Here is an 18,110-nt window from a genome sequence, read left to right as displayed (position 1 = left end):
AATGTTACGTCATGTCACAAGTATGAATTTTATCATGCGTTTTTGTTTATACAATACAGTCATCACCTATGCAGACTTTCTTTTTTTTTTTTTAAAGGAACCGGCGCCCACCAAGACCTCCCCAGAACCGCCCGCCGGCAGCGTCAGATGTGTAAAAGAGCCAGCCCGCCACGATCCCCACCGCCACCATTGCATTGAGCAGCGTCGGCGTGGCGTTATCGGTGATACCGAGGGCCAGCGGCACCCACAGCACCAGCAGAAAGCGCAGCGTCACCCCCGCTCCCCAGAACATACTGGTGCCGAGCAATGAAAACCGGGTTTCGCCATCACGCCATAGCACCCGGCAGGACAAAAAGAAACGGTGCGCCATGCGGGCCGGGTGCCAGGACTGTCCGGGGCGCGCCGCCGTCAACCGGGGGATCAGCATGTTGGCGCCCAGCGCGATACCATAGGCCAGCGCACAGATAGCCAGCGCAGCGTTCAGGTTCCAGTCGGCCAGCACGCCCCCGGCCACCGAGCCGGTGAGAATGGCGGCAATGGTCGAGGCTTCCATCAGGCCGTTGGCTTTCACCAACTGGCCGCCGTGGGTAATCTCACCCAGAATGCCGTACTTGGCCGGTGAATAAGCCGCCGCCCCCACCCCCACCAGCGTATAGCCCAGAAACGGATTACCGCCGATGCAAATAAGCAACGCCCCAACCAGTTTCAGGCTATTGGCGAACATCATCACCCTGCCTTTGGCAAAACTGTCCGCCACCTGCCCGACAAACGGCGCCAGAATGATATAAGCCGCCACAAAGCCCATTTGCAGGAACGGTTGGCTCCAGTCGGGATAAACCAGCACCTTGACCAGCGCCAATGTGGCGAATAACAGTGCGTTGTCGCCAAATGCGGAAAAAAACTGCGCAATGATAACGGCGCTCATGCTGCGTGACAGCAGCGGCGTGGCCTGTTCTGGCGTCTGATTCATTCTGCCTGCTCCGGTTGTTCAGCCATCTGGCGCAGCGAAACAAAATCAGGTTTGCCGCTGCCGAGTAACGGTAATGCTTTCACATGCCGGATATCACGCGGCACCGCCAGTTCAGGGACGCCGCTGCTGCGCGCCTGCGCCAGCAACCGATCACGGGTTATCTGGCCGTCGGTGGTAAACAGCACCAGCGCCTCCCCTTTACTGCTGTCGCTCCTGGCGCTGGCGGCGTGTTGCGCCTCTGGGGAAACCATCAACGCCAGTTGTTCAACGCTTTCCAGCGATACCATCTCACCGGCAAGTTTGGCAAAACGCTTGACCCGGCCAACGATGGTGCAAAAGCCTTTTTCGTCCAGTTCGACAATATCACCGGTATCGTACCAGCCCGCTTCTGATTCGCCCTGAGCGTTTTCCGCAGCAGGCGTCTCCAGTACGCCGGGGTGTTCAACCCGCAGATAGCCTTTCATGATATTCGGGCCGCGCAGTTGCAAACGTCCGCCACGCTCGATGCCCGGCACCATCATCAGCCGTGATTCCATCTCCGGCAGCAAACGCCCGACGGTATGGATTTTCGTCGCCATCGGTACGTTTATCGCCACCACCGGCGCGCATTCGGTTACGCCATAGCCTTCCAGAATGCGAATGCCGAACTTGTCCTGCCAGATTTTACGGGTGCCCTCAGACAGTTTTTCCGCCCCGGCCACCACATAGCGTAAACGGGCGAAATCATACGGATGCGCAAAGCGGGCGTAGTGCCTCAGAAAGGTGGAGGTGCCGAACAGCACGGTACAGTTCTGGTCATACACCAGTTCCGGCACAATGCGGTAATGCAGCGGGCTGGGATACAGAAACACTCGGGCGCCGGTGATCAACGGCGTAAGCAGCCCGACGGTCAGGCCAAAGGCGTGAAACAGCGGCAGCGCCGACATAAAACGGTCGCACGGCATGAAGTCCGCTACGGTGCGGATCTGCTCGACATTGGCCAGCAGGCTGTCATGGGAATGCACCACCCCTTTTGGGCTACCCTCGGAGCCGGAAGTAAACAGGATCATTGCCGCGTCGTCTGCGTGCTGCGGTAGCATCGCCCTTGCGGGAAACAGCAGGTGAAACAGGATCCACAGCTTGTCGGCCAACGTCACGGTGTCTTTTAAATCTTCCAGATAAACCCAGTTGGCGTCATTGATCTGTTTTGGCAATTCGGTCAGTTTGCCCTTTTCCAGAAACTGGCGCGAGGTAACAATGGTTTTAATGTCGGCGGCTTTCATCGCGCTTTGCAGCCCTTTCGCCCCCGCCGTGTAGTTCATCATCGCCGGAATCCGGTTGCGCAACGACGCGCCCAGAATCGCCGCCGCCGTAATGGTAGCGTTAGGCAACAGCATACCGACGTGTTCGCCTTCAGCGGTAAAACGCTGCAAAATTCGCGATACGCCCAGCGATTTTTTCAGCAACCCCTGATAGCTGTCTTCCTTTAACGAGGTATCCGAAATACAGGCAGAGCCGCGCCCGTAGCGGGTTTGCGCCGCGAGAAAAGCCTCATATAGCGTATGGCGAGGGCGACTTGCCATACGGGCATTCATCATGATCTGATGCAAGTGTTCCCCAGCCAGTATGCGGCGCTGACGGGCGCTGTTGGCCTCCGGCATCGGTAACGTGGTGGGCGGCAGATAGTTAATGGTGATAGGCGGGAACCAGCGGCGTTTAACCACGCCCGCCAACCTGCCGAACGGCGTAAACTCCGGCCCGTCCAATCGCACCGGAATAATGGTCGCACCGGATTTTGCCGCCACAAACGCCGCACCGCTGTAGACCTTCATCAGCGAACCGGTCACGGTAATGCGCCCTTCCGGGAAAACCACCACTGGCTGCCCGCGCCCAATCACCTTAATCAACCCCTTAATGGCTAACGGCTTGGTCGGGTCCAGCGCAACAAAATCAATATAGGGTTTCAGCCAGCGCATGAACCAGCGTCCGTAAATGTCTGAATACACCGCGAATACCGGTTTTACCGGTAAAAACAGCGCCAGAAGCGCGCCATCAAGAAAGGAAACGTGGTTGGGGGTTATCAGCAATTTCGTTTGCTGAAAGTTGCTGCTGTCGCCCTCAATCCGGATGCGGTACAGACGCCGTAACACCCAACGTAACAAGGTATAAATCATGTCTTCTCCCAATAGACAGATAAACAGTGTGGCCTGCGAAAAACAGACCAATCCATCGCTGCAGTCAAAATACTACAGTGAGCCGCTCATCACCAGAATAGCCGAAGCACGGCCATCAGCAACCTATTAGGATAATGGGTATTTTTCAGCAGGAGGGAGAGTATGTCGAAACTCTTTTTGTTCGAGCGGGCCAGCGTACCGTTGCCCGCATTGTCTTTATCGACAGAAATGAAGCCGTAGCGCTTTTTCATCTACCCCGTTCTGGCGCCGACGATATTAAAAGCGATGTTTTATCGATATAACGAAAATCTATTTTTACAGATAAAAAAAAACCTACGCATCCGCGTAGGTTGGTGTAATCAAATGGTTCAATGTACAGAGCACATCGATATATCACCAATCAATACCTCTGGGACTTGGTACTTTAGAGAGGATGCGTTCACTACGCCAGCATCGAATCGAAAGAGTTCTGCTCTAAGTGCAACCAACTGTAAAATTCTGCGGTGTCATGTAATAACCCGCGGGCAGACTCCTTAGGACTATCCGCATGGTGAGCACCTTCCATCTGGGCGATAACGTTCGGATCGCGATGGCCGTCAATCAACCCTCCGTCAAAACCGCCATCCCCTCAGCCTTGACGCTTCAACCAGCCACGGCTAAACAAGCGTCAGGTAAGGAGAGCGACTGGGCCGCTTTATAAACACGCACTCGATCTCGCAAAAGTACCGCCATAAGGACTATGATCGTCCTTTTGGCCTACGGGCGAGGCAGGGAAGATTACGGCAGGTTTTTCGCTATCGACTCTGCTGTGGCGGAGTCGTGTTCGACGGCCCCGAGCAAAGCATCAAGCAGCCCCGGGAAACGCGCATCCAAATCCTCACGGCGCAACGATAATAAGTTTGCGCGCCCGTAGGGACGCTGCCAAATCACGCCGCTGTCGCGCAGCACCCGCCAATGGTGAGTCAGGGTGGACTTCGATATGCCTTGCAGCACTGAACCACAGGCGTATTCGCCGCCGCCAGCCAGCACCCGCAGCACGGCCAGACGTAGCGGGTTGCCTAGCGCGGTAAGCACATTTTCCAGGCGAATCTGGTCGCGTTCAGGATGGTTGGCAATCATTCCAGCACGGTATCCAATAGTACGAAAAGTGTCAAACAATCCGGGGTTGATGGCAACATGTCTACTGTTAAACTCATTCCAGCGCCAACAGATCTTCCAGCGTCTGTCGGCGGCGGATCAACCGTGGCTGGCCCTGCTCGAACAACACTTCCGGCAACAGCGGGCGGCTATTGTAATTGGATGACATTGACGCCCCGTAAGCACCGGTATCGTGGAACACCAGATAGTCACCGACCTTTGCCTCCGGCAGCGCGATCGTTTCTACCCCGCCACCGGCCTGCTGGGTAAATACATCACCTGATTCACACAGCGGCCCGGCGATCACGCTATCACGCAGCGTTGCCTGGCTGATATCACGGTTATCGCCCGGCAGCAGAGAAATATGGTGATAGCTGCCATACATCGCCGGACGCATCAGGTCGTTAAAACCAGCATCCACCAGCACAAAGTGACGGCGGCCCATCTCCTTCACCGCTCGCACTTCGGCCACCAGCACGCCGGATTCAGCCACCAGAAAACGGCCCGGTTCGATTTCCAGCGTCACCGGATGCCCCAGATGCGCCGCAATTTTCTCACGGGCATGGTTCCACAAACCGTAATAGTGCCCGGTATCAATGGCTTCCTCACCGTCACGGTAAGGGATAGACAAACCGCCACCCGCCGAGATCGCCTCAATATCGTGGCCCAGCGTAATTACCTGCCGCACCATTGCTTCACACACCTGTTCCAGATGGCCGTAATCCACACCGGAACCGATATGCATATGAACGCCCACCAGCTTCAGTTGATAGCGTTGGATCTGCGCCAGCGCCTGCGGCAAATCGCCGTACCAGATGCCGTGTTTGCTGTTCTCGCCGCCGGTGTTGGTTTTCTGGCTGTGACCGTGACCAAAACCGGGATTAATACGCAGCCACACCGGATGGCCCGGCGACTGGCGACCCAGTTGTTCCAGCATATCCACCGACCCCGCATTGACCGGGATCTTCAACTCCGTCACCCGTTGTAATGTTGGGCGATCCAGCAGATCAGCGGTAAACACGATTTGGTGATCATCGGTTCCCGGCACAAAACCGGCCACCAGCGCCCGTTCAATTTCACCCAGCGACACCGAATCCACCTTGACGCCCTGCTGATGCATCAGACGCAGAATATGCGTATTTGAGCAGGCTTTTTGCGCAAAGCGAATGGTATCGAACTGGCGCAGTTTGTCGATACGGTCAATGATGATTTGCGCATCATAGGCCCAGATCGGGCAGCCGAACCGGGCGGGCAGTTCGCGCAGGCTTTGTGCATTCAGCGCGTAAGTGGTGTCATTGAGATCGTGCGGCATAGCATTCCTTCGGAGCAAACGGTTGGCGAAATAACCTTAGAGTATCGCAAGGGTAAACACTCCTGGCCTGGTAAACAAATATCGTTTTAAACAGAGTCTATTCATTTATGATATAGGTTGCGACGCACAACAGAGGTATTCGACATGGCGGACGTGTCATTACGACATATTGAGATTTTTCACGCGGTGATGACCACCGGTAATCTGACGGAAGCGGCTGTGCTGCTAAATACCTCTCAGCCGACAGTCAGCCGTGAGCTGGCGCGGTTTGAGCAGTTGATTCAGATGACGTTGTTCGAACGCCTGCGCGGGCGTCTTTATCCTACCGCGCAAGGCTTGCAGTTATTTGAAGAAGTGCAGCGTTCCTATTACGGACTGGATCGGATTATCAACGCTGCGGATGATATCCGCCTTTTTCAGCAGGCACAGCTTTCGGTCGCCTGTCTGCCGGTATTCTCCCAGTCGCTGTTGCCTGAAGTGTGTAAACCCCTGCTGGGCCGCTATCCATCGCTCAACCTTCACATCATTCCACAGGAGTCGCCGCTGCTGGAAGAATGGCTGTCCGCCCAGCGGCATGATCTGGGGCTGACCGAAAACAGCGTCACCCCCGCCGGTACGGAACGCCAGACCCTGATGATGCTTAATGAGGTGTGCGTACTGCCTGCTCAACATCATCTGGCGGCCAAAGCGCTACTCACCCCGGCAGACTTCGCCGGTGAACCCTTTATTAGCCTGTCGAGCGCCGACAGCTATCGTCAGTTGTTGGATAAGTTGTTTCATGAAGAGGACGTACTCCGCCAGATGGTATTGGAAACCCACAGTGCGGCGTCGGTTTGCGCAATGGTGCGGGCGGGTATCGGCATTTCCATCGTCAACCCGCTGACCGCGCTGGACTATGCCGCCTCCGGCGTCGTCGTGCGCCCTTTCAGTATCGATGTGCCCTTTATCGTTAGTCTGATTCGTCCGCTGCACCGTCCGGCCTCTGCGCTGGTCGATACTTTTATCGATCATCTCAAACAATATGCCGCAGGCGTCCCCGCCCGTTTACAGCGGGTATTATGCGTTGAATAGCCGGGGATACGGCTTGCCTTTGAGCCGAATAACATTATGGTTCGGCTCACTACATGAGCCGTACTGGTTCCATCGCCTATCTGGCGAACTGCCTTGCCTGTAGCAAAAAACGCTTCTGTGATATATTGCCGCCATCTACTTTCATCACATTTTCCCGTACAGGGAACTGACGTCATTACAGACCCGATAATATTCATGCCACAACATATCCAGCCTGCCGCCCACCATACCAATAAACCAAGCCCGGCTTTTCCCCTGGCTCGCTTCTCCGTCGCGCCGATGCTCGACTGGACAGACCGTCATTGCCGCTATTTTCTGCGCCAGTTGACCCGCCACACCTTTCTTTATACCGAAATGGTCACTACCGGCGCCATCATCCACGGCAAAGGGGATTATCTGGCCTATAGCGAAGCAGAACATCCTCTGGCGTTACAGTTGGGCGGCAGCGATCCGCAGGCGTTAGCGCATTGTGCGCATTTGGCGGAACAACGCGGCTATGACGAGGTTAACCTTAATGTTGGCTGCCCGTCCGATCGGGTGCAGAACGGGCGTTTCGGCGCCTGTCTGATGGGGGAAGCATCGCTGGTGGCCGACTGCGTCAAGGCGATGAAAGATCGCGTTTCCATTCCGGTGACGGTAAAAACCCGTATCGGTATAGACGATCATGACAGCTATGCATTCCTGTGCGAATTTATCCAAACCGTTGCTGAACGCGGCGAATGCGACACCTTTATCATTCATGCGCGCAAAGCCTGGCTGTCTGGCCTTAGCCCGAAAGAAAACCGCGACATTCCACCGTTGGATTACCCGCGTGTTTATCAACTGAAGCGTGATTTTCCGGCCCTGACTATCGCCATTAATGGCGGTGTCAAAACGCTGGAAGAAGCCAAAACCCACCTGCAATATGTAGATGGTGTCATGATGGGACGCGAGGCTTACCACAACCCCGGTATTCTGGCGCAGGTCGATCGTGAACTGTTTGGTGTGCAGACGGCCAGCACGGATATCGTCGCGGCGGTGCAGGCCATGTATCCCTATATCGAGCGCGAATTATCGTGCGGCGCGTCGCTGGGTCACATCACCCGCCATATGCTGGGGCTGTTTCAGGGCGTAACGGGCGCACGCCAGTGGCGACGCTACCTGAGTGAGAATGCGCACAAACCCGGTGCGGATGCCGCCGTCGTTGAACATGCGCTGGCTTTGGTTAACCGTTCCAGGCTTTGAAAAAGACTAACTATTAGTTTTTTTGACCAGCTCAAAATTATCCCTTCTTTATTCGTCGCTGATAAATCAATACGTTATCTGCGGCGCATCTTGGCACGATTCTTGTTACTACCCTATAACATCGGCAACGGTCTGGTCAAAGCCACCACGGTTGCCGATGCATCATGATTAACGAGTAAAAAACAACGTTCAGCGGCCACAGGAGCGCACCATGCTAGAAATTTTCTTTGTTATTGGTTTTTTTATCATGCTAATGGTGACCGGCGTATCATTGTTGGGGGTCATTGCCGCCCTGTTTGTCGCCGCCATTTTCATGTTGATCGGCGGGCTGTTCGTGATGGCGATAAAAGTGCTGCCGTGGCTGTTGCTGGCTGTCGTTGCAGTCTGGATATGGCGTCATTTTCAACGCAAACCGGTTGGTTATTATCGGTAACGCGCCGGGGAATAATGCTGCGCGAGGTAAAACCTATCCCATAGAGGGTTTTACCCAGAAGTGTGCGCCAGCAGATATTTTTTCATCAGGGTGGCTGCTAGGATGTCGCCACTGTCTATACTCCTTCTTGAAAGATGACGACGTTACTTTCGGGACAGGCGATTAAACGCAATAAAACAAACAGATTTCATCACCGTCATGAAAATAAATAATGCACCATTATGACGGTTCCCGCTGTACCCTACATACAGCTTGATGAAATTAGCGCCACGGCAAAGGCCTCCTCGCGGGGGCCTTTTGCTTTAAAGAGCGTGAAGCATTACAGATCAGGGATCAGCAGGCTTGAACCTTGCGTGCTGCGACTCTCCAGCGCCTTGTGCGCAGACGGGGCATCCGCCATCGCAAAGGTCTGACTGGCCGGCACCTCCACCTTGATGGCGCCACTGGCTAACAGCGAGAACAGTTCATTGCTGGCCTGCTCCAGTTCAGCCCGGTTGGTAATGTAACCGAATAGCGACGGACGGGTGACATACAGCGACCCTTTCTGGTTCAGTATCCCCAGATTCACCCCGCTGACCGGGCCGGAAGCATTGCCGAAACTGACCATCAGCCCACGGCGGCGCAAGCTGTCCAGTGAGGGTTCCCAGGTATCTTTCCCGACCGAATCGTAAACCACGGAAACCTTCTCGCCGCCGGTCAATTCAGCTACCCGTTCAGCGATATTTTCCGTGCGGTAGTTAATCGTCGCCCAGGCGCCCGCCTGCTTTGCCCGTTCCGCCTTTTCGGCTGAACCCACGGTGCCAATCAGTTTGGCGCCCAGCGCTTTCGCCCACTGACAGGCGATCAACCCCACGCCACCGGCAGCCGCGTGGAATAAAAAGACTTCATTTGGCTTAATTTCATAAGTCTGGCGGAACAGGTAATAAACCGTCAGCCCTTTAAGGAACGACGCCGCCGCCTGCTCAAAACCGATTGCTTCCGGCAACAGCGCCACTTTCTCTTCCGCCACGTTATGCACATCGCTGTAGGCGCCCAGCGCCGACTGCGCATACACTACCCGGTCGCCGACCTTCACGCTACGCACACCCGCCCCAACTCGGGTGACCACACCCGCCGCTTCCGTTCCCAGCCCTGAGGGCAATGAAGGAGGTGAATACAGGCCAGCACGATAGTAGGTATCAATTAAATTAATGCCGATGGCGCGATTCTCTATCTGCACCTCACCCGCAGCCGGATCACGCGGCGTAAAATCGACGTATTGCAGAACCTCTGGGCCGCCGTGGGCGTTAAACTGAATGCGTTTTGCCATGTCATCTCCTCATGGTGAACGGTTTTTTGTATCACCATACTGTGTATTAGAAGTGTGTTATTCCTCGCTTTCAGATATACAATGCCTCTTTAACCAATGGCAAATCAACCGGTAAAGACATCGTTTCATGGCAGAAAAAAGACCAACCAATAAATCGAATGAACCCCGAGACCGCCAAATGGAAGGTCTGAAACTTCCGCCACACTCGCTGGAAGCGGAACAATCGGTATTGGGGGGCCTGATGCTCGATAATGAACGTTGGGATAACGTCGCCGAGCGGGTGGTCGCCAATGATTTCTACAATCGCGCTCACCGCCTGATCTTCACCGAAATGCAGCGACTGCTGGAAATGAACAAGCCGATCGACCTGATCACCCTGTCCGAATCACTCGAACAGAAAGGTGATCTTGAATCGACGGGAGGTTTTGCCTATCTGGCGGAACTGGCCAAGAACACCCCCAGCGCCGCCAATATCGGCGCTTACGCCGACATCGTGCGGGAGCGTGCGGTGGTGCGCGAAATGATCTCCGTCGCCAACGAGATTGCCGACGCAGGCTATGATCCGCAGGGGCGCAGCAGTGAAGATCTGCTCGATCTGGCGGAGTCCCGCGTCTTCCAGATTGCGGAAAACCGCGCCAGCAAAGACGAGGGGCCGAAAAGTATCGATCGTATTCTGGAAGATACGGTTTCCCGTATCGAACAGCTTTATCAGAAGCCGCACGACGGCGTCACCGGGGTGTCTACCGGCTATCAGGATCTGGATAAAAAAACCGCCGGTTTACAGAAATCCGACCTGATTATTGTGGCGGCGCGTCCTTCAATGGGTAAAACCACCTTCGCCATGAACCTGTGCGAGAACGCCGCCATGATGCAGGACAAACCGGTACTGATCTTCAGCCTGGAGATGCCTGGCGAACAGATCATGATGCGTATGCTGGCATCGCTGTCCCGCGTGGATCAAACCCGCATTCGTACCGGCCAGTTGGATGATGAGGACTGGGCGCGTATTTCCAGCACCATGGGGATCCTGCTGGAAAAACGCAATATGTATATTGATGACTCTTCCGGCCTGACGCCAACCGAAGTTCGCTCCCGCTCCCGCCGGGTATTTCGTGAGCATGACGGTCTGAGCCTGATTATGATCGACTATCTGCAATTGATGCGCGTACCGTCCCTCTCCGATAACCGCACGCTGGAAATTGCCGAAATATCCCGTTCGCTCAAAGCATTGGCAAAGGAATTGCAAGTCCCTGTCGTCGCACTGTCTCAGCTCAACCGTAGCCTGGAGCAGCGTGCGGATAAAAGGCCGGTTAACTCCGACCTGCGCGAATCCGGCTCCATCGAGCAGGACGCCGACCTGATTATGTTTATCTACCGTGATGAGGTTTATCACGAAAACAGTGATATGAAGGGTATAGCTGAAATTATTTTAGGGAAACAGCGTAACGGCCCCATCGGTTCCGTTCGTTTAACCTTTAATGGGCAGTGGTCGCGTTTTGATAATTACGCCGGCACACAATACGACGATGAATAACGCACTAAGGACACAGAATGAAAACGGCAACTGCCGTGATTAATCGCCGCGCGTTGCGTCACAATCTGCAACGGATCCGCGAACTGGCTCCGCAAAGCCGCCTGGTTGCTGTTGTGAAAGCCAATGCTTACGGTCACGGGATCATCGAATCGGCGCACACCTTCTGCGAGGCTGACTGTTACGGCGTCGCACGGCTTTCAGAAGCGCTGACGCTGCGCGCTGCGGGCATCACCAAACCTATCCTGCTGCTTGAAGGCTTTTTCTCTGCCGACGATCTTTCCCTGGTGGCGGAACATCAGCTTGAAACCGCCATTCACAACACAGAGCAACTCGCCGCGCTGGAGCAGGCAGACCTGCCGTGCCCAGTTCGCGTGTGGATGAAGCTCGACACCGGAATGCATCGTCTCGGGGTCTTGCCGGAACACGCCGAAACCTTCTATCAGCGGCTCACGCAGTGCCACAATGTGGTGCAACCGGTCAACATCATGAGCCATTTTTGCCGCGCCGACGAACCTCAGGCCGATACAACCGAACGTCAGTTAGCCTGCTTTGATGGGTTCACCCAGGGCAAACCCGGCGCACAATCGATTGCGGCATCGGGCGGCATCCTGCTGTGGCCGCAGGCGCATCGCGATCAGGTTCGGCCGGGCATCATCCTGTACGGCGTTTCACCGCTTGATACCGAAGACGCCGCCCATTTTGGTTTCCAACCCGCCATGACGTTTACCTCGCACCTGATTGCCGTGCGTGAGCATAAAGCGGGACAGCCGGTTGGCTACGGCAGCATCTGGACCAGTAAGCATGATACCCGGCTGGGCGTGGTGGCTATCGGCTACGGCGATGGCTATCCGCGCAGCGCGCCAGCTGGCACGCCGGTGTGGGTAAATGGACGCGAAGTACCGCTGGCCGGACGAGTATCAATGGATATGATTACCGTGGATCTGGGGCCGGGCGCACAGGACAAGGTGGGGGATGACGTGATTCTATGGGGCAAATCATTACCCGTTGAGAAGATTGCCGCTTACACGGGGATCAGCGCCTATGAGTTAATTACCCGTTTAACGCAGCGCACCAGGCTGGAATACATCGACGAGTAACCGACAGAAGCACGGGCCATCGTGAATGACCCGTTTTTTTTATGCTAACTATAGACTGACCGCCAACCACTCACCGACAATCTTCTGGTACTCCCCGGTAGCTTTGCTCAGGTGCAGCCACTGGTCGACATACTGCTTCCAGGCCATATCATCACGCGGCAGCATATAGGCCTTTTCCCCATACTGTAACGGTTTATCCGGGTTAATCGCGCACAGTTCCGGGTAATGTTTCTGCTGAAACAGCGCTTCCGACGCTTCCGTCACCATCACATCCGCTTTCTTGTCCACCAGTTGCTGGAAGATGGTCACGTTGTCATGCAATATCAGCGTCGCCTGCGGCAGATATTTATGCGCGAAGGCTTCATTGGTGCCGCCCGCCGGTTCAATCAGGCGTATCGCTGGCTGATTAAGCTGCTCAATCGTCTGATATTTATCTTTATTTTCACAACGCGCCAGCGGGATTTTGCCATCCACATCCAGTGTGGTAGTAAAGAACGCCGCTTTTTGTCGCGCCAGCGTCACGGAGATGCCGCCCATAGCGATATCACATTTGCCAGCCTGTAAATCCGGCAGCAGCGTCTTCCAGGTGGTTTTCACCCAGTTAACCTTCACGCCCAGACTTTGCGCCAGCGACTCGGCCATTGAGATGTCAATCCCCTCATAGCGCCCGTCGTCACGCAGATAGGTATAAGGTTTATAGTCGCCGGTGGTGCATACGTTTAGTACGCCCTGATCCAGCACTTTATCCAGATGAGACTGAGCGCTTGCGCTCCCGGCAATAAGCAACAACACAAGTGAACTCCATTTTATCATTACGTTTCCCCGCAAAAAAATTGAATAAGCCCGATGCAATAATCGGCAATCAGCCTCTTTACAGCCAACTCGGATAGAATACGTTTCTTCTTTTTAATTGAATAGCCGATCGTCAGCAGCAACCAACCGCCAAAACGGAATTGGCCGGACTTAAATCCGGTGAAACCGCCCAGGAGGGATAAAAAACTGTTAGTCTGTGCTCTTGATTATTTGGCGCCGTTTGGGGAGAACTATGTACAACATTGATGATTTTGATTTGAAAATCCTGACACTGTTACAGGCAAATGGCCGTCTGACCAATCAGGAACTGAGCGAACTGGTCGGGCTTTCCGCATCCCAGTGCTCGCGTCGCCGTATTGCGCTGGAACAAGCGCAGCTTATCCTCGGCTATCACGCCCGCCTTTCTCCCAACGCCGTTGGTCTGGAGTGCCTGGGGTTAATTGAAGTCCGGCTGATTAACCACACCGCAGACTATGTGGAACGATTCCACCAGATGCTGGGGGAAGTTGACGCCATCATTGATGCCTATAAAACCACGGGCGATGCTGACTATCTGCTGAAAGTGGCGGTGGCGGATCTGCCGGGACTGAGCGCCTTAATCAGCCAGATCCTGTCACAGAATAAAAGCGTGGCGCATCTGAAAACCTCTGTGGTGCTCAATCGGCTCAAAGAAAATGGCCTGATGACGCCCCGGCGCCCTGATATGAGGCAGCCTGCTTCATAATGGTGCATTAATGCAGTTAATATAAGCAAAAAAAAATCAAAAACGCACAATGTAGCCACAAAAACATCAATAAATGCATTATTTGTGCATTTATTCCTGTTTATAATTCAATAAGTTGCTCTTATCCCTGCTATTTTCACCCCACTAACTACCTCGTCAGAGCGTTATCTGGTGTAATTTTTGCTTAATATTATGGCTTTTCCCGACAGTAAATTGAGCCGCCATCATGGATAACCTTATCACTACCGAAAAATTGCCACATACCCTGCTGGAAGATGTTCTGGCTATCCTGATTGGTACGCTGATGGTTTCTTTTGGCGTGATCCTGCTACGTCAGGCTGGCGCACTCACTGGCGGCACCGCGGGTATGGCTTTTTTACTGCATTACCTGACACACATCTCTTTCGGTACCGCGTTTTTCCTGCTGAATCTGCCGTTCTATTATCTGGCCATTCGGCGGATGGGGTGGAAATTCACCGTAAAAACGTTCTTTGCCGTGGCGCTGGTTTCACTGTTTTCCGATCTGCATCCTTTATTTGTTCACTTTGATCGACTGAACCCGTTCTATGCTACGCTGTTTGGCAACCTGATCATGGGGCTGGGATTCATTGTACTGTTCCGTCATAAGGCCAGTCTGGGCGGCGTGAACATACTGGCGCTCTACCTGCAAGACAAATACGGCCTGCGTGCGGGTAAATTCCAGATGGGGGTTGATATTGTGATTGTACTGGCTTCCCTCTTCGTGGTAAGCATATCTATGCTGACTGCCTCAATACTGGGCGCGGCCATTCTGAACCTGATTATTGCGATGAACCACCGCCCTGGCCGCTACGCGGTCTGACTGCCTGATTCTTGCAAAGACGATGACCTCGGACAGCCGTGTTACCCGATGCCCTGTACCCATAAATTATTTTCAGGAGAGTTACACTGTGTTTCAAAACGTTGATGCCTACGCTGGCGATCCTATCCTGTCGCTGATGGAAACATTCAAACAGGATCTGCGCACGGACAAGGTAAATTTAAGTATCGGGCTTTATTACAACGAACAGAATGTTATTCCCCAACTTCGTTCCGTCAGTACCGCAGAAGATGAACTGCAACAATTACCAAAGCGCGCAAATTCCTACCTGCCAATGGAAGGTTTGCCCGCTTATCGTACTGCCATTCAGCGCCTGCTGTTTGACGAAAATCACCCGGCGCTGATTGCCAACCGTATTGCCACCATTCAAACGGTCGGCGGATCGGGCGCGCTGAAAGTCGGCGCTGACTTTCTGAAACGTTACTTTCCGAACTCGGAAGTGTGGGTCAGCGATCCAACCTGGGAAAACCACATTGCCATTTTCTCCGGGGCAGGTTTTAACGTACATACCTACCCTTACTTTGATGCCGATAAACTGGGCGTAAAATTTGACGCAATGCTCTCTGCCCTGCAACAACTGCCGGCGCAAAGCATTGTGCTATTACATCCGTGTTGCCATAACCCGACCGGTTCCGATCTGACCCATGCGCAGTGGGATCGCGTTATCGAAGTGATTATCAGCCGTGAACTGATCCCGTTTATGGACATTGCCTATCAGGGTTTTGGCGCCGGTATCGCGCAAGACGCCTATGCCATCCGCGCTATCGCCAGTTCAGGTGTGCCCGCGCTTATCGCTAACTCGTTCTCTAAAATATTCTCACTGTACAGTGAGCGTGTCGGCGGTCTTTCCGTCGTGTGTGAGAATGATGAAACCGCGCAGCGCGTGCTGGGCCAGTTGAAGGCTACCGTGCGCCGTAATTACTCCTCACCGCCGAATTTTGGGGCGCAGGTAGTTGCCAACGTGTTGAACGACCCAGAGCTGAACGCCAACTGGCAGGCGGAAGTGGAAGAGATGCGCACACGTATTCTGGAAATGCGTCAAACGCTGGTGGCAGCACTGAAAAAGGCGCTGCCGAATCGTAATTTTGATTACCTGCTGACCCAGCGCGGCATGTTCAGCTATACCGGTTTCAGCCCGGCACAGGTCGATCGCCTGCGGGAAGAGTTTGGTGTCTACCTGATCGCCAGTGGCCGCATGTGTATGGCGGGCCTCAACCACAGCAACGTTCAGCGCGTTGCCGCGGCTTTCGCTGCGGTTCAATAACAGGCAAAACCCGAAAGCATAAAACCCAACGATTAGGGTTTTATGCTTCAATGGGCAGAGAAGAATACACGTCACAATTCAAAGCGTCAGCGTGTTCACCACCGCCGCACCAGTAGGGATGGCACTCAAAACCCCTGACTTTTGGCTATTCACCAGGGAACCATTTCTCCATCCAACGCTACTCACTGTCGATATGACTTGATGAGTTGTGAACCATGACCTCACATTTTACTTACCGACAACTTTTTGAAGAATTCTGCCAAACCGGACATACCGATACCAGGGCGCACGCTATTCAATCAGATGATGGCATCAATCTGACCCTTTATGTAAACGGCCCGACCCTTACGTTTCTGGCCGAGATACTCCCGTTGAGAAACGGCCCCCGTGATGACAGGCTGTTACGCAAAATGCTGTCTTATGCCTTCCCCGGACTACGGTTACGAGGCGGAGCTTTGACCATCAATCCCGACGAAAACAGTCTGGTTTTTTCATACGAACAGGCCCTGACAACGCTGACTAAAGCGCGGTTTGAAAATATCCTGGCCAACTTTGCAGAGACAGCGACAGAACTAAGCCAGACGGCGCAACGGCTGAGATTTTATTAAGAGATGGTCATGCTGAACAAACTCGATTCCACCGCCAGAATAACATCCCCGAATACTACTCAAGACATCAGCCCGACACCGATGCGCATGGATGCCGCGCACGGTCAAAGAGCACAGCCGCGGATGGACTCGCCGTCAACGTTACGATTGCGGGCCACCACCGATGAACCGGAAACTTCGGCCCAGCAGCCCACTGATCGCAGATCGCCCTCGTCTTCCCAAAGACCCGTTCCAAACCCAATTAACCCCATCAAACTGGTCGCCAAGCTGATAACAGGCATTCTGGCGCTTTCCGCCGGGCATCGGCTATTCACCCATCCGGGGGACTTCGTCAACGATCCCGGCGGCACATTGCTGGGGATAATAAATCTGGCAGAGCGCACCACGCCGGACCACATACAGGCAGGCAACCAATCCGTTCTCGAACATTACGGCAAATATATTCCCGACAATAGCCCCTGTTTTGGAGCCAGAGCGGAGATATCGCACGACCTTCCGTCAAGAGTCCTCGGCATCTGGACCCCTGCACAATCGCGGGTTGCCTTGAATGCCAACATAGCATTCCCTGATTGCCCCTCCGACGTGGCAATGCATGAATTCGTCCACTGCTACACCCACCCGGACTTTAAAATACGTAACGAAAAACATCCCTCCTGGCAAGCAATGAACGAAGGTCTTACCACCCACCTGACGGAAAAGATGCCGAGTCTGGGAAAGTTTTGGAATTCCGGTAAAGATGCCTATCACCGTTTCAAACTGCCCACGGGCGATTCATGGCCCCAGGCGGCGCAGCGCATTGAAAATAAAGTGGGCGAAACCACGCTGTTACGCGCGTTTTTCAGCGGCGACGATGACGCCATCAGACAAGTATCGATAGCCGCAGCTCAGGTTTATCCCCAGGTCGCTTCACAGCGTACGGAGTCTCAAATTTGGTTGGCCGGAGAAATGCGCGGCTCTCAGCAGTTGGCCGAATGTTACGCTGGCGCATTACTCGCCGCCGGTCAGCCTTTGCCGGATAGCTGGGCCAGAAATATGCTGCCGGTATTCAGCTTCTCAGATATCACGCCAGATCAGGCTAAGTTGATGCAAGAACAGGCACAAGCCAGTCGGCAACGAATGGGAGAACTGTTCGACGCCGCTTTTTTCTCCGCCGACCTGAGTACGCAGAAACAATCATTAGCCGCATTGCGCGAAGACCTGCTGATGTATTGGGAACCGGTGCTACAGACGCATAGCCGAACACCGTTATCACCAGAGAAGCCAGCCTAGACAAAAGCTCGGCGTGCGTCTTCAGCAGGCACTGCGTTTTTTAAGCTGCCTGTACGGCAGTGAACGTGTTTGCGCCAGACGCCGACCTGATGCGCAATTTCTTAGCTGCCTGTACGGCATTGAACGAGTGCCCGATAAACGTGCTGGATTTCTTCATCTTTCTTAGCTGCCTGTACGGCAGTGAACTATGCAAGCATAGTAGCGACCTTCAATCTGAATTTCTTAGCTGCCTGTACGGCAGTGAACTTCGCTCGGGATGAAAGTTGGTGAGGGGTACTTTTCTTAGCTGCCTGTACGGCAGTGAACTCAGCGTTGCTCCGGCTTCAAATGTTC

The 18,110-nt window shown here is 54.1% G+C and carries 16 protein-coding genes, 2 pseudogenes and 1 CRISPR repeat array (1 of these 19 only partly in view); of the genes and pseudogenes, 11 read left to right on the top strand and 7 right to left on the bottom strand.

Features of this window, described 5'->3' with window-relative positions; translation table 11 throughout:
* Positions 1-163 precede the first annotated feature (163 nt).
* The 3 genes and pseudogenes from lplT to BIY29_RS20310 form a co-directional block, all read right to left on the bottom strand.
* Positions 164-970, bottom strand: a pseudogene (lplT, locus tag BIY29_RS16990) (lysophospholipid transporter LplT); the annotation flags it as partial.
* Positions 967-3,123 (bottom strand): bifunctional acyl-ACP--phospholipid O-acyltransferase/long-chain-fatty-acid--ACP ligase, encoded by a 2,157-nt coding sequence (gene aas, locus BIY29_RS16985; protein ID WP_121576242.1) that lies wholly within the window; start codon positions 3,121-3,123, stop codon positions 967-969. The pseudogene lplT and the gene aas, both read right to left, overlap by 4 nt.
* An 89-nt stretch (positions 3,124-3,212) precedes the next feature.
* A pseudogene (locus BIY29_RS20310) lies at positions 3,213-3,374 on the bottom strand (hypothetical protein); the annotation flags it as partial.
* A 296-nt stretch (positions 3,375-3,670) separates the two neighbouring features.
* On the opposite strand from BIY29_RS20310, the gene BIY29_RS20305 reads away from it, so the two are divergent.
* Positions 3,671-3,823, top strand: a complete 153-nt coding sequence (locus BIY29_RS20305; protein WP_170158964.1) for a hypothetical protein — start codon at positions 3,671-3,673, stop codon at positions 3,821-3,823.
* Between the two features lie 77 nt (positions 3,824-3,900).
* On the opposite strand, the gene BIY29_RS16980 is transcribed toward BIY29_RS20305, so the two are convergent.
* Positions 3,901-4,242 (bottom strand): ArsR/SmtB family transcription factor, encoded by a 342-nt coding sequence (locus BIY29_RS16980; RefSeq protein ID WP_121576241.1) that lies wholly within the window; start codon positions 4,240-4,242, stop codon positions 3,901-3,903.
* Positions 4,243-4,315: 73 nt separating this feature from the next.
* Positions 4,316-5,572: a diaminopimelate decarboxylase gene (lysA, locus tag BIY29_RS16975; RefSeq protein ID WP_121576240.1), complete on the bottom strand. Its 1,257-nt coding sequence runs from the start codon at positions 5,570-5,572 to the stop codon at positions 4,316-4,318.
* Between the two features lie 144 nt (positions 5,573-5,716).
* Here lysA and BIY29_RS16970 point away from each other — a divergent pair, with 144 nt between their 5' ends.
* From BIY29_RS16970 to pspG, 3 genes are all read left to right on the top strand, one after another.
* Positions 5,717-6,643 (top strand): LysR family transcriptional regulator, encoded by a 927-nt coding sequence (locus BIY29_RS16970; RefSeq protein ID WP_121576239.1) that lies wholly within the window; start codon positions 5,717-5,719, stop codon positions 6,641-6,643.
* Positions 6,644-6,838: 195 nt separating this feature from the next.
* Positions 6,839-7,867, top strand: coding sequence for a tRNA dihydrouridine(20/20a) synthase DusA (dusA, locus tag BIY29_RS16965; RefSeq protein ID WP_121576238.1), 1,029 nt, complete (start codon positions 6,839-6,841; stop codon positions 7,865-7,867).
* Positions 7,868-8,078: 211 nt separating this feature from the next.
* Entirely contained in the window at positions 8,079-8,300 is a 222-nt protein-coding gene (pspG, locus tag BIY29_RS16960) for an envelope stress response protein PspG (RefSeq protein WP_121576237.1), read from the top strand.
* A gap of 319 nt (positions 8,301-8,619) precedes the next feature.
* On the opposite strand, the gene BIY29_RS16955 is transcribed toward pspG, so the two are convergent.
* Entirely contained in the window at positions 8,620-9,609 is a 990-nt protein-coding gene (locus BIY29_RS16955; RefSeq protein ID WP_121576236.1) for a quinone oxidoreductase, read from the bottom strand.
* Positions 9,610-9,736: 127 nt separating this feature from the next.
* Between BIY29_RS16955 and dnaB the strand changes: the two genes are divergently transcribed.
* Together dnaB and alr are read left to right on the top strand one after the other, a co-directional pair.
* On the top strand, positions 9,737-11,143 hold the full coding sequence (dnaB, locus tag BIY29_RS16950) for a replicative DNA helicase (RefSeq protein WP_121576235.1): 1,407 nt from the start codon (positions 9,737-9,739) through the stop codon (positions 11,141-11,143).
* Positions 11,144-11,160: 17 nt separating this feature from the next.
* The gene (alr, locus tag BIY29_RS16945; RefSeq protein ID WP_121576234.1) at positions 11,161-12,240 is read left to right on the top strand and encodes an alanine racemase; all 1,080 of its coding nucleotides are present in this window, start codon (positions 11,161-11,163) and stop codon (positions 12,238-12,240) included.
* Positions 12,241-12,288: 48 nt separating this feature from the next.
* On the opposite strand, the gene BIY29_RS16940 is transcribed toward alr, so the two are convergent.
* On the bottom strand, positions 12,289-13,053 hold the full coding sequence (locus BIY29_RS16940; protein ID WP_121576233.1) for a transporter substrate-binding domain-containing protein: 765 nt from the start codon (positions 13,051-13,053) through the stop codon (positions 12,289-12,291).
* 232 nt (positions 13,054-13,285) lie between these two features.
* Between BIY29_RS16940 and BIY29_RS16935 the strand changes: the two genes are divergently transcribed.
* From BIY29_RS16935 to BIY29_RS16915, 5 genes are all read left to right on the top strand, one after another.
* Positions 13,286-13,777, top strand: coding sequence for an Lrp/AsnC family transcriptional regulator (locus tag BIY29_RS16935; RefSeq protein WP_121576232.1), 492 nt, complete (start codon positions 13,286-13,288; stop codon positions 13,775-13,777).
* 226 nt (positions 13,778-14,003) lie between these two features.
* The gene (locus tag BIY29_RS16930) at positions 14,004-14,618 is read left to right on the top strand and encodes a YitT family protein (RefSeq protein ID WP_121576231.1); all 615 of its coding nucleotides are present in this window, start codon (positions 14,004-14,006) and stop codon (positions 14,616-14,618) included.
* 88 nt (positions 14,619-14,706) lie between these two features.
* On the top strand, positions 14,707-15,900 hold the full coding sequence (locus BIY29_RS16925; RefSeq protein WP_121576230.1) for an amino acid aminotransferase: 1,194 nt from the start codon (positions 14,707-14,709) through the stop codon (positions 15,898-15,900).
* Positions 15,901-16,115: 215 nt separating this feature from the next.
* Entirely contained in the window at positions 16,116-16,508 is a 393-nt protein-coding gene (locus tag BIY29_RS16920; RefSeq protein WP_205680364.1) for a CesT family type III secretion system chaperone, read from the top strand.
* Positions 16,509-16,517: 9 nt separating this feature from the next.
* Positions 16,518-17,777 (top strand): type III effector, encoded by a 1,260-nt coding sequence (locus tag BIY29_RS16915; RefSeq protein ID WP_205680363.1) that lies wholly within the window; start codon positions 16,518-16,520, stop codon positions 17,775-17,777.
* A 37-nt stretch (positions 17,778-17,814) separates the two neighbouring features.
* Positions 17,815-18,110: direct repeats of the CRISPR family, unit length 28 nt; unit sequence TTTCTTAGCTGCCTGTACGGCAGTGAAC; it runs 153 nt beyond the window's last position.

The organism is Brenneria alni (assembly GCF_003666245.1).
Taxonomy (GTDB): Bacteria; Pseudomonadota; Gammaproteobacteria; order Enterobacterales; family Enterobacteriaceae; genus Brenneria; species Brenneria alni.
Note: the sequence above shows the minus strand (reverse complement) of the source record. Positions and strands in the feature narration are given on the sequence as shown.